The organism is Testudinibacter crocodili (genome assembly GCF_006228025.1).
Taxonomy (GTDB): Bacteria; Pseudomonadota; Gammaproteobacteria; order Enterobacterales; family Pasteurellaceae; genus Chelonobacter.
In genome coordinates, this window is sequence record NZ_VDHF01000005.1 from 14,114 (window position 1) to 27,343 (window position 13,230).

The window sequence follows — 13,230 nt, forward strand, 5'->3', positions numbered from 1 at the left end:
ATTTTTTCCTTCCTATTACTTATTCAGACAACAGTTACTCGGGCAACTGCTCGATAGTTTGATTCAAATTGGTGAACACGCAAATATCACCGGCAATTTTCAGTGATTTTTCCACGATTTCGCGTGCCGACAAGTCAGTGTTTTCCAATAACGCCCGTGCCGCCGACATCGCATAATTACCGCCGGAACCGATTGCCAGAATATTGTCTTCCGGCTGCACCACATCGCCGTTCCCGGTGATGATCAGCGATTCGGTTTCATCCGCCACAATCAACATCGCTTCCAAACGGCGCAAAGCACGGTCGGTGCGCCACTCTTTCGCCAGCTCAACCGCACTTTTCAATAAATGCCCTTGATGCATTTCTAATTTGCGTTCAAACAGCTCAAACAGCGTGAACGCATCCGCTGTACCACCGGCAAAACCCGCCAACACTTTATTGTGATACAAACGGCGCACCTTGCGCGCATTGCCTTTCATCACTGTATTGCCCAAAGAAACCTGCCCATCACCGCCGACGACAACTTGCCCGTCGCGGCGCACACTTACTATCGTGGTCATAACTAAATTACCTCATTCTGATTGGGTTAATGTGAGTTATATGGAGGTAAAAAGTGCGGTTTCAAGGTAATCAGCGGCTTTATTTTCGGCTACGCTGTAGTCGGTATTCATTCGGAGTCTGTGAATATTCCTTTTTAAAAACCGAATAAAAATATTGGATGGACGGGTAACCGCATATTTCTGAAATGTCATTAATCGAAATCGAGGTTGATCCCAGCAACTTTCTGGCTCGTTCTACTTTTTCTTGATAAAGAATTTGGTGGATCGTTTTGCCGATTTCCGCTTTAAAACGCCCCTCTAAATTGGAACGCGAGGTTTTAACGTAATCCAACACTTGTTCCACTTTAATTCCGGAACAAGCATGCAAGCGGATATAGTGCATGGCTTGCATCACTAACGGATCATGGATTGAGCGGTAATCGGTTGAGGCTCGTTCAGCCACCTTCAGCGGCGGAATCAAAATCGGTTGGCTTTTCACTTTTTTACCGGTCAATAACCGATGTAACAGCTTAGCCGCTTGGTAACCCATTTCTTTCGTACCCTGCATTACCGACGATAGCGACACCCGTGAAAAGTATTGGATTAACTCTTCATTATCAATGCCGATAATACAAATTTGTTCTGGCACGGCAATGTTCAAATGCTCGCAGGTTTGCAATAAATGCCGCGCTCTAGCATCAGTCACGGCAATAATTCCGGTGTGTATTGGTAAAGATTGAATCCATCGGTTCAGTTGCTGTTGTGAATCCTGCCAATTGTCATGCCGGGTTTCATAGCCCAGATACACTTGGCTCTGATATTGATTTTCCTGCATCAGTTTTTCAAATGCATAGCGTCTTTCTTCAGACCAATGACAAGGGCTCGCCGTCGGCACACCATAAAAAGCAAAATGGTTTAACCCCTTTCCTTTCAAATGGTTAAATGCCATTTCGATTAATCGTTGATTGTCCGTTGCAACATAAGGAATATCCGGAGGATAATCTGTACTATTATGATAAGAGCTGCCAACGGCAACCAGCGGAAGATTTAATTCTTGTAATTTATGTGCCAACTGCGGATTATCAAAATCGGCAATTATTCCATCCACCACCGCCAAGTTGATACTTTCATCATGATGAACAAAATCATCTTGCAAAAAAACGTCCCAGTTACAGAGCGAAGCTTGTATATATTCACCAATACCTTCCATGACTTCACGGTCATAAACTTTATTGGCATTAAACAGCAGCGCGATGCGGTGATATTCGGTGGTCATAGCAAGATCCTTTCAATCAAATCATCAAAAAGTCCAGCAACTATAGAATAAAACGATGGTAAACAAAAGGGTTAGCCATCGGATAACTAACCCCTAATACAATTTGGCAAATTGAATATTATGCTTTTTTCTTGCTTATTGAATCTGCCCAAACAGCTAATAACAGGATACCGCCTTTAACAATATATTGCCAAAATGTCGGAACATCTAACATACTCATGCCGTTATCTAATGAAGCGATAATCAGCGCACCAATAATCACGCCCCACACACTACCGATACCACCAGCTAAACTCGCCCCGCCGATAACACAGGCAGCAATCGCATCTAACTCTGCATTTTGCCCGGCTGACGGTGAACCAGCCCCTAAACGGGCACTCAAAATTAGCCCTGCAATTGCGACCATAACTCCATTAATCGAAAAAATGGCTAGCTTTATTCTTTCCACTTTAATTCCGGATAATCTGGCTGCTTCAATATTACCGCCTATAGCATAAATATAACGTCCAAATGCGGTTTTCTTAGAAATAAAATAGCCAACAACTGCCAGTATGGACAAAATCAATACCGGAACCGGGATACCTCGATAATCATTTAAAAGATAAATTGCACCTAGCAATAATATGGCTATCACAATATATTTCAAAAAGTCTTTTGAAATCTGTGGTACCGGTAATGCTAGTTTTTGTCTAGAACGGCGTTGATAATTACCCCACGTTACAAACAATGCAATCGCAACGCTACCGATAATAAAGCCTAGTTCATTCGATAAATAACCTTGCCCAATTTGCGTCATAATGGCTGATGTTGGAGATACTGTCGTACCATTCGTCATACCAATCAAAATGCCTCTAAATGCCAATAATCCGGCCAAAGTCACAATAAACGAAGGCACTCGCTGGTATGCAACCCACCAACCATTCCAAATACCGAACATCAATCCCAGTAGTAATGTTGCCGTAATTGTTGCCGGTAATGGCCAGCCCCACCACACATTGGTAATAGCAGCAAAACCACCTAATAATCCCATTAGAGAGCCGACTGACAAGTCAATTTCTGCAGAAACAAGTGCTGCAGCTTGCATCGATTGGGCAAACCAAGCGCTTGGCATTCACGATATACCGCACTTTTTCGAGCTTGCGGCCAGTGCCGACGACTCCGGTATAATTTTCTTGCCTTATTTATCCGGCGAAAGAACACCGCATAACGACCCTTACGCCAAAGGTGTATTCTGGGGCATGGATCACAACAGCACTCAGGCGACACTGGCAAAAGCCGTGTTGGAAGGCGTCAGTTTTGCCTTGGCGCAAGGCATCGAGGTACTGCACGCAAGCGGCGTTGCGGCGGACAACATCACCCTAATCGGCGGCGGTGCCAAAAGCCATTATTGGCGGCAACTATTGGCGGATATCAGCGGAAAAACCTTGGAATACCGCCAAGGCGGCGATGTCGGTCCCGCACTGGGCGCGGCAAAGTTAGCGCAAATTGCGTTAAATCCGGATAAAGCGATAGCTGATTTTTGCCCGCCTTTAGTATTGGAGCAAACTTATCAACCGAATCCGGCAAGGCGGGCGTATTACCACAGCAAAAAGGCACGTTTTAACCAGCTGTATCAGCGCTTGAAAGGTTTTATCTAACTAGAGTGACTCATAATTGGTGACGATATTTATTGACTGTTCTACGAGAAATTTTGATCTTTTCATTGGTTAAAATATCAGTGATATCTTGATCAGTAAGCGTATTATTTTCCCGTAATAATGCGCTAATTCGCTGCTTGATATATTCACTACCAGAAGAGTATGTATTGGTGGGTAGTAAGTCGGTGAATGCATAGATTTTCTTATCAAATTTAATATATTTATCTTTTATTAAACGATACAAACTGGAAAGACTTAAATTAAGTCGACGGCTAATTTCGTATAAATCCCATTCGGCTAAGTCGCTGTGATTTTTACTAATAAAAAAAGTTTTTTGCCGCTGAATCATTAATTCTAATAGTTTTCGCAATAGTAACGTTCTATATTTTATTCCACCGATAATAACATTTATCCTATTCAGTGCTTGGCTATTTTCCTGCTCTAGGCTAGACTGCATCAGCACGGATTGAAATGGAAAGTCACTCTCATTTAATATTTCTATTTTAACTTCGTCTGCTTCAACTCGAAGTAAAAACTCTGGAACTCTATATTTAATTGGCTCCTCAATATAACAACTAACCGGAAATGGAGAAATACTCTGAATCAATGCCAGCGCTGCATTTAAATCTTGTTCGCTAGTATTCGTCAATTGATTTTTAACCTTTTGCTTTAAAATATTCTTATTACCCAGTTCGCGCCAGCCTGACTGTACGATACGTTCTGCCAACAAGTGGTGGCAATCATCACTGTGGCGTAAACGGATCAGGATACTTTCCTGCACAGATTCTGCACCAATGCCTAATGGCTCTAATGTTTGCACCAGCTCAATATAGCGATAAAAATCTGCATATGACAACTCTCCAGCAGAAAGAAATGCTGCTTGATACTGCAACCAATCTTGATACAGATTCTGCTTATCTGTCGTTAAAAAACCACGTTCATCGATTGAGTCAATAATAAAAGTCAGAATCTCTTCTTCATATTCATTTAAATGTAATTCATTCAGCTGCAGTAATAGGTTTGCGTGTAAATTTGGTGGCTGGAACATATCATGGGTTTGCTCAACATCCTCCAGTAGTATTGTTGTTGGGAAATTAAAATAAGACCCTTTTTGATAATCGCCAGCAGCATGATTAAGCAATTGATCAGTGATGAAATACTGTAATTCATCATAGGAAAATGACAGGATATTAAAAACTATAATATCGTTAGACGACAATCCAATGCTTATTTCCTGTTTTTGGCTGAGCTCAGATATCACTGTAGACCTCTATACATTAATATCAGGATTAACCACTGTATTAATATCCTGCTTTAAATAGCGATAAACCGTCATTTTACTGATATTTAATATTTGTGAAACCTTTTGATAATCCTGATTGTTTTCAGCCAAACACTGTTTAATCAATGCTACTTGAAACGCCAATGTTCTGCTCTTAAAATCTTGGTTAGAATGTTGTTCTCTACTCTCTGACGCCTCAAATAAGCAAAAAGATTTAAACAATGAAAGATAACTTTGCTGCGGGAAAAGACCGATCATCAAAGCTAAGCGCTGCATCATAAATTTCAACTCTCGCACGTTACCTTGCCATGAATAAGATTTTAAATAATGCAATAGCGCCTCATATTGTAGGCGGTCAATATCTATTTTATGTTCTGCTAAAAAAAGCTCAGATAAATAAGCAATATCTTCAGGCCTCTCAGACAGCGTTGGTATTCTTAAAAAAAGGTGATTCAAACGGTAGTAAAGATCTTGTCTAAACCGCTCTTTTACAACTTCTTGTGTCAAATTTTTATTACTAGCACTGATCACCCGCACATCTATTGGGATCACTTCACTGCCTCCGACACGCATAATCTCTTTTTCCTGTAAAGCACGCAGCAATCTTGCCTGCAAAGCAAGTGGCATCTCAGCAATCTCATCTAAAAATAAAGTACCGGTATGGGCCAACTCAAATAATCCTGTTTTTCCTTCCTTATTGGCTCCGGTAAATGCCCCTTTCTCATAACCAAATAATTCACTTTCTAATAAATTTTCAGGAATCGCAGCACAATTAATAGCAATAAAGGGATTATGTCTACGCGGACTGGCAAAATGGATACTGTTGGCAAACAACTCCTTCCCTACCCCTGATGCCCCATACAACAAAACATTGGCATCTGTTGCTGAATACATCGTTGCCAGCAGCTTACATTTTTCCATGTTGTCATTACGCGTCAAAATATCATCAAAGCAATATTTGGCAATAAATCCTCGCTTGGTAGCTTCACGTTTTCTCAGCTTATATTCTGCATGCTTGATCTTATTCTCTTCAGTCAACGTACAAATCACACCCAAGCACTCTTGATTAACTAAAATTGGCATGCGGTTTACCACATAGGTTTTACCGCCAATTTCAATTAATTCACCATTATGTGCTTTTTTACTTTGTATCACCAAACCAGTTTGTGAAGAGGGAATCAGTTGACTAATCTCTTTGCCGATAACGTTCAAGTGGGTATTTTTTATTATTTTTTCGGCAATTGGGTTAATCAGTTCAATTCGGTTAAATTTATCAGTAACAATCACGCCTTCTGCAACTGATGATAAAATCGTATTCAAACGACTGGCTTTGCGTTGAACATCATGTTTAAATTTACTGACCGAGATCGCACGGCTGATGGCTTCGCGAACTGACTCAGAGGCGGTTTTTAATAAAATAGTATTAAAGTTGCGCTGTTGTGCTTGTTGGAATACCAAAACACCGCCAATAATACAGAGTTGCTGTTCCGGAATGTAGCTCGCCAGTAACCGAGCAATATCGGCCTGATTTTGGAAACTATGAAATTCAATGCTCAGATCTAATGCTGCAGCGACATATTCAATCCCTGCTATTTTTTCATAAGTGATCAGCACTAATTTTTTATAGCGTGTTTTATATGGGGTGAGCTGGTTTAGCAAATCAGATAACGAAAAATTGATTGAAATTACCGGAATCGACAACATTTTTTCCAACGAAGCGGCTGTTCCACCGCGACTAATCACGGCATCGTAAGATTTATGGTTATCGGTTAATTTACTGATATCTGGTGCATCTAAAATGGCGTTTAAAATTGTCATATTGCAACCCAGATTATCGGCTTCGATTCTGGCAAATTTGGCAAGCTCTTGATCCGGCGCAACAAAAACAAGATTAAACATCTTTTTATTCAAAATAAAAACCTCAACAATCTATAAATTCAAACAAGGCTATCAGCCACCTGACCAATAGCCCCTATTGTTATTACATTATTAATAAAGAACGCCAATATAAAGTAAACAATAGCCTAGCGCCAATAGCAAAAATGGTAAGATTAATAGTCTGATGAATAATTGTTTGCTCTCTTTTGGATCTGTCAATCCTGCCATAACCAGCGCACCACCGGAAGAAAATGGTGAATACCCAGTGAAAGTAGCAAACATAGTGATGATAGAGAACATCAAACCAGGATTATCCACGTGTAGGTTCGGCACAATTGGATAAAAAGTCGGCATAACTACCCCCATACTAGAAGCAAATACCGACATCATTGACGAAAATGCTGCAACCAAATAATAAATCACACCACCCCCTGTGCTACCATCAATACTGTTCAGATAGTTGGACAGCGCCGTCATCGCACCTGCCTTAGAAGCCAATTCAGTCAACATCCCTAAACCACCGATCATGATGATGATCGACCAAGGAATGTTTTTCATTGCCTCATTTTCATTCCCCAATTTAAGTACAAGTGCCAATACAATGCCCAAAAAGGAGAGAAAAGTGGGATCCAACATTTTAGTCATTTTACTTAAAAAGAGTGATTGCGGGTTTAATGCCAATAGCACACTCGGCACGATAACCAGTAAAAAGATCAATGCAACTAAAGCTAAGGTTCGTTTTTGCTGGTTATTTAATAATTTAGGTTGCTCTATCTGGGCAGATGTTACCTGATAGCCCTTTAGTAGAATATACCCAAAAATAAAAATTAAAGTATGGATCACAAAACTATTACGGCCTACTGTTAAAGCATACGCTTGCGACATTTCTACACTGTAACCCAATTTTTCAATTAAACCTTCCGTTACACGCCCACCTAAAGTAAACGGATTAAATCCTCCGGCAACTGCGCCACTATAGATAATGATCGCCGCCAACAAGCGACTCATATTAATTTTACTGGCAATCACCATCACCAGTGGTGACATAAAAGCAAAGGCAGCATAATGCCCAGGTCCGATTCCGGCAAAAATCACCACCGTCACAAACAGAACAATCGGAATAAGAAACGGCTGATTACGTACGGCAAACACCATTTTTTCCGCGACCAACGAGAGCGTACCATTCGAAATCACAATCCCATAAAAGAAGGTGATCGATAGCAAAATAAAAAAAAGATTCAATCCCCATAAACCGGACACATCCTTAGCATTCAGCCCATAGATATAAGCCGCAATAAATGAAAAGACAATCGCAAAAATACCAATATTTATTTTAAAAAAATATCCTCCGGCAATCGATAACACAATAAAAAGTAAAATAATAACGTTAAAGCTTAACATATAAAAACTCCGGTTATATGACACGATATGCAACCGCACTTTGCAGGCGGTTGTGTTGTTTTGGTTTATTGTGCGGTCACTATGCTTTTGCGAACATACACTTCACCTTTCAAAATAATTCTGGCTGTTCTTGCCACAATCGATTTAGCCAAGTGATACTCGCTACCAGAACATGAAACCGCACTTTCAATTTCAATTCGTCCTGACGGATGACCAATCCAGATCAAATCAGTTTCGGTGGCAGCGCCAGATAATGCCTGATGAGCAATCGTCCCTGGAATCCTACAACAGGCGCCCAATGCCACGGTTCCTGTAACCGGATGTGTCTTGTGAACGCCTTGCATAAACAACAAGCGGGAAACAATATTAATTTCGTCCTGTGCAATCGATTTACCATCTCGTGTGGTATAGCTTGCCGAAGGACTGACTATCGAGAAAAACGGTGCATACGGAATCTCTTGTGCTGAAAGTTGCCAATCGTCAATCAACCCCAATCGTTGTGCCACTTTGCCACGAATGCTCTCAATCAATGTCATTAACCCTTTATTCGCTTCAATTTCTGATGGTAACTCAATGCCACTCAGTCCCAGTGACGTCGCAGCGATAAATACAGTAATATTGCCTGCATCAACCACCGAGACCGGATAACTGTTGGAATCAACTTCAATGTGATCGATTAAATTACCACTAGGCAATAATTTACCGGTTGACTCGCCACCGCAATCTGCCCAATCAATTCCAACTTTGGCACCACTGCCCGGAACTCCGGAAATCTTATAATCCCCTTCAATACGCGCTTTATTGCCGATAACCGGAACTGATAACAGCAAAATTCGTCCGGTGTTGACCATATGCACCCGCACGTTGGTGATCGGCTCAATCGCGCTAACCAATCCATTTTCAATCGCAAACGCTCCCACGGCAGAAGAGATATTGCCGCAATTGCCTTTATAATCAATAAAGGCTTTGGTGAGGCTCACTTGTCCGAACGTATAATCCACATCAGCATCTGCTCGGGTTGATGGCCCAATAATCGCCAATTTGCTGGTCAACGAGTCAGCACCGCCCAAGCCATCGATTTGGCGCATATCCGGACTACCAAAAATCGATAAAATAATGTTATCGCGTGTCGGCTGCTGCTTCGGCAGCTCACTCTCTAAAATAAAAATACCTTTGCTAGTACCGCCACGTACAATAGAAACGGTAAAACTATCTAATTCCGGGTGCATATTATTCTCCTTTTATTGCTTTTAAGTAGTTAACCAAACCACCAGCCTCGATCATCTGCATAATGTTGTCCGGTAATTTACTGCATTTAAAACACGTATTACGGGTCAAATTTAATAATTGCCCTTGTTCCACATCAATACTCACCTGATCTCCTTCAGAAATCCCGTCCCAATCAGGACATTCAATTGCCGGAATCCCTAAGTTAATACAATTGCGATAAAAAATTCGCGCAAATGATTTGGCTACAACCACTTTTATACCCAGATATTTTAGCGTCAACGGCGAGGTCTCACGACTCGAGCCGGATCCTAAATTATCGGCGGCAATAAAAATATCGCCTTCTGCGACTTGCTTCGCAAATGTTTCATGAACTGCCTGCATTGAATAAGCAGCCGCTTCTTCAATAGAAAGTTCCATATATTGCGGTGGTGAAATAATATCGGTGTTGATATTATCGCCAAAAACCCATGCCTTACCTTCAAACTCCATAGATACCCCCTTATAAAAACTCGCGCGGATCGGTCACTCGACCCGTAATCGCCGACGCGGCGACTGTTAATGGAGAACTCAGATAAATAAACGCTTCTTTGCTTCCCATACGGCCAATAAAATTGCGGTTACTGGCTGAAATACACACTTCTTTCGGCGCCAATAAGCCCGAATGTAACCCCACGCAAACTCCGCAAGTCGGGGCCAAAATAACTGCCCCGGCTTCGGCTAGGACGGATAAAACCCCAGCATCACTGGCGGCTTTCCAAATTTTCTTCGAACTTGGCGAAACCAATAAACGAATCCCTTTGGCTATTTTCTTGCCCTTTAACAGTTCAGCAGCTGCTACCAAATCACTCAGTCGCCCGCCGGTACAAGAGCCTAAATACGCCTGATGAATTGGTGTATTCACATCAATCACCGCCGTCACATTATCGACTTCATGCGGACAAGCCACTTGTGGCAAAAGCTCAGCACTATTGAAATGTAATTTTTGGCAGAATCGAGCATCGGCATCACTGTGATAAACCGAATAGCTGTCACGTTGAATTCCCAAGGAATCCAAGTATGCTATGGTTTTATCATCCACTGGCATCAACCCGACTTTAGCGCCCATTTCGACCGCCATATTGGTAATCGCCATGCGCTGTTCGATCTCCATTTGGTCAAAAGTCTCGCCCACATATTCAACCGCTTTATACGTTGCTCCGGCGTGTCCGATGACGCCGATGGTTTTCAACGAAATATCTTTTGCCATCACGCCAGGATTGAGCCGTCCGTCCCACCGCACTTGGATAGTTTCAGGCACTTTTAACCATGTTTGCCCGGTGGCTAAAATCCCCAGCATTTCGGTCGATCCCACTCCGCTGGCAAACGCGCCTAATGCGCCCCCCATGCAGGTATGCGAGTCCGTTCCCAAAATCACGGTTCCCGGCAAAACGTGCCCATACTCCGCCATCACCTGATGACAAGGGCCTTCAAATTCATAATAATTGTCGATATTATTTTCTGACGACCAATCCCGGGTAAACTTAACAATTTCAGCCTGACGAATATTCGCCGGCGGCGTATAATGATCCGAAATCACAATCACGTTCTCACGATTTTTAATCTCTTTGGTCAATTCTGGTAATTTTTCCGCAATCTGAACCCTTGGTCCTAAAATATCATCCATCATGGAACGATCTATATCCACCCACACCACATCGCCGGCATTCACCGCATCTCGATGTGCATTTTTTGCTAAGATTTTCTCTGATAATGTTTTGCCCATCTCAACGCTCCTTCATTGGAAAAAATCAAACTCTTGATACGTTCTCGCCCGACTCAATTGGCTAGAAACCGCATTTGGAATCAACTCATCAATCAACTTGACCGCACTTAACAATGCAGGCAGCTCAACATCCGTTTTAAACCCCATACGCTGCAACATATTCACCAAATCTTCAGTGGCGGAATTACCCGCTGCGCCTGGTGCAAACGGACAACCCCCCAAACCACCCGCCGCCGTTTCAAAATGGCGAATCCCACAATCCAATGCGACCATAATATTCGCAAGTGCCATGCCATGAGTATTATGCAGGTGCAAGGTAAAACAGATTTGCGGATACGCCGAAATTAAGCCAGCCAGAATTGATCTCACTTGCGCCGGATTGGCAACACCAATCGTATCGCACAGCGTTACTGCCTTGATCCCACACCCTTGCACCGCACTTGAAATTAAAGCCTTAATACTTTCAAATGGCGTTTCGCCGCTAAATGGGCAGCCAAATACCGTCGCCAACACCAAATGAATCTTGACATCCGGATAGTGCTGCACAATATTTTTCAGTTCTTGCAACGATTGCTGAGGTGTTCGATTGATATTCGCTTTGTTGTGCGCCTCACTAACTGAAACCACATAATTCACTTCACGAATTCCTGCGGCATATGCCAATTCCATACCTTTCAAATTTGGCACCAATGCCACCACATCAATTCCTTTTGATTTGGCTTTTTCCAAAGTAAATGTGGCGATTTCTGTGGCATCTCGCATCTGAGGGATCGCTTTTGGCGAAACAAACGAGGTTGCCTCAATACTGCGAATCCCACTTTGCAACAACGATGTGATAATTCGTTTTTTATCCTCCGTCTCTATCCATACTGCGACATTTTGGAATCCATCGCGGGGACAGACTTCACGAATAAATACCGTTTGATTTGAATGTTCAACCGCACTTTGCATTAGATAACCCCGCTATCTTTCAACTCGGACAAGACTTCAGGCGTATAACCCAATAGTGCTTGATAAATATCCGTATTGTGTTCCCCTAACAACGGAGCTGCGGTTCTGATCCCAGTTTGAGTGAGCGAAAATTTTAAATGCGAGCCGGTCAACGTAGTTTTACCCGCCAAAGGATGCATAACATCCACAAACATTTGCCGATCTTGCGCAATATGTGGATCATTGACAATTTGGTCGATGGTATTAATCGGTGCAGCAGGAACCCCCGCTGCCAACATCGCATTAATCACGTCTTCTGCTGGATATTGTTTTGTCCAAGCCTCAACAAGCGGTTTAATTTCCGCATGATTTTTGACGCGATCCGGATTGGTTTTATAGCGTGGGTTTTGGATCAAATCTTCACGTCCAATGACCTTACAGACCAAATGCCACAATTTATCATTCGCAGCGCCGATAACCAGCCAGCCGTCTTTCGCGGCAAAAGAGTCGTACGGATAGCAAGATTCATACCGGTTACCGATCCTCTCAGGCAAACGTCCTTCAACTAAATAAATTTGATTGATGATCTCCATGCTGGCAACTACGGAATCTACCAAGGCAATATCGACTTTCTGCCCTTGTCCAGTACGAGTTTGATGATTCACCGCAGCCAACAGCCCAATGGCAAGTGAAAGACCGGCCAAAACATCGCCCATTGCAGTCCCCGAACGGGTTGGCTCACCGCCTGGCCAACCCGTCGTACTCATTAATCCCCCGGTTGCCTGCGCAATAATGTCATAACCAGGACGCATTTTATTACGGCCTGTATGCCCAAAACCGGAAATCGCACCGTAAATAATACGCGGATTAACCGTTTTCAACGCTTCATAACCTAAACCTAATTTTTCCATCGTACCCGGACGGTAATTTTCCAGCACAATATCGGCCTGTTTTACCATTTCAAGAAAAATATCACGCCCTTTACCCTTCAAATTCAACGTGATGCCTTTTTTATTTCGGTTAAGATTCATATAGTAAGAGCTTTCTCCGCTTTTCATCGGCGCAAACTGTCTGGAGTCATCCCCGATCCCTGGCTGCTCGATTTTAATCACTTCAGCGCCCATGTCCGCCAACATCATGCTACAAAACGGGCCCGCCAATACGCGGCTTAAATCCAATATTCGCAGCCCTTCTAATGCTCCTTTTTGCATACAACTACTCCTTGATAAGTTAAATAAATAAGCAGAAAAGAAAAAAATTTTCTTACCTTAAGAAGATGCGAAAATCGTGCCAAAA

At 42.5% G+C, this 13,230-nt stretch carries 10 protein-coding genes and 2 pseudogenes; 1 reads left to right on the top strand and 11 read right to left on the bottom strand.

Annotation, left to right across the window (positions count from 1 at the left end; genetic code table 11):
* Window positions 1-34: 34 nt before the first annotated feature.
* The 3 genes and pseudogenes from hslV to FHQ23_RS00560 form a co-directional block, all read right to left on the bottom strand.
* On the bottom strand, window positions 35-559 hold the full coding sequence (gene hslV, locus FHQ23_RS00550) for an ATP-dependent protease subunit HslV (protein WP_132965747.1): 525 nt from the start codon (window positions 557-559) through the stop codon (window positions 35-37).
* Between the two features lie 79 nt (window positions 560-638).
* Window positions 639-1,814, bottom strand: coding sequence for a XylR family transcriptional regulator (locus FHQ23_RS00555; RefSeq protein WP_139612566.1), 1,176 nt, complete (start codon window positions 1,812-1,814; stop codon window positions 639-641).
* 118 nt (window positions 1,815-1,932) lie between these two features.
* A pseudogene (locus FHQ23_RS00560) lies at window positions 1,933-2,883 on the bottom strand (sugar ABC transporter permease); the annotation flags it as partial.
* Between FHQ23_RS00560 and FHQ23_RS00565 the strand changes: the two are divergent.
* Window positions 2,867-3,451: pseudogene (locus FHQ23_RS00565) on the top strand (FGGY-family carbohydrate kinase); the annotation flags it as partial. The pseudogenes FHQ23_RS00560 and FHQ23_RS00565 overlap by 17 nt on opposite strands.
* Before the next feature lie 10 nt (window positions 3,452-3,461).
* Here FHQ23_RS00565 and FHQ23_RS00570 read toward each other — a convergent pair.
* From FHQ23_RS00570 to FHQ23_RS00605, 8 genes are all read right to left on the bottom strand, one after another.
* Window positions 3,462-4,712, bottom strand: coding sequence for an RNA polymerase factor sigma-54 (locus FHQ23_RS00570; protein ID WP_139612568.1), 1,251 nt, complete (start codon window positions 4,710-4,712; stop codon window positions 3,462-3,464).
* A gap of 9 nt (window positions 4,713-4,721) precedes the next feature.
* Window positions 4,722-6,644: a sigma 54-interacting transcriptional regulator gene (locus tag FHQ23_RS00575; protein WP_139612569.1), complete on the bottom strand. Its 1,923-nt coding sequence runs from the start codon at window positions 6,642-6,644 to the stop codon at window positions 4,722-4,724.
* A gap of 78 nt (window positions 6,645-6,722) precedes the next feature.
* On the bottom strand, window positions 6,723-8,012 hold the full coding sequence (locus FHQ23_RS00580) for an SLC13 family permease (protein WP_139612570.1): 1,290 nt from the start codon (window positions 8,010-8,012) through the stop codon (window positions 6,723-6,725).
* A 65-nt stretch (window positions 8,013-8,077) separates the two neighbouring features.
* A complete protein-coding gene (locus FHQ23_RS00585) occupies window positions 8,078-9,241 on the bottom strand; it encodes a 2-methylaconitate cis-trans isomerase PrpF family protein (protein ID WP_139612571.1) in 1,164 nt (387 codons plus the stop codon).
* A 1-nt stretch (window position 9,242) separates the two neighbouring features.
* A complete protein-coding gene (locus tag FHQ23_RS00590) occupies window positions 9,243-9,731 on the bottom strand; it encodes a LeuD/DmdB family oxidoreductase small subunit (protein WP_139612572.1) in 489 nt (162 codons plus the stop codon).
* A 10-nt stretch (window positions 9,732-9,741) separates the two neighbouring features.
* Window positions 9,742-11,004: a 3-isopropylmalate dehydratase large subunit gene (locus tag FHQ23_RS00595; protein WP_139612573.1), complete on the bottom strand. Its 1,263-nt coding sequence runs from the start codon at window positions 11,002-11,004 to the stop codon at window positions 9,742-9,744.
* A gap of 12 nt (window positions 11,005-11,016) precedes the next feature.
* Window positions 11,017-11,955, bottom strand: a complete 939-nt coding sequence (locus FHQ23_RS00600; protein ID WP_139612574.1) for a hydroxymethylglutaryl-CoA lyase — start codon at window positions 11,953-11,955, stop codon at window positions 11,017-11,019.
* Window positions 11,955-13,145: a CaiB/BaiF CoA transferase family protein gene (locus FHQ23_RS00605; protein ID WP_139612575.1), complete on the bottom strand. Its 1,191-nt coding sequence runs from the start codon at window positions 13,143-13,145 to the stop codon at window positions 11,955-11,957. The genes FHQ23_RS00600 and FHQ23_RS00605 overlap by 1 nt, the downstream gene beginning before the upstream one ends.
* Window positions 13,146-13,230 lie beyond the last annotated feature (85 nt).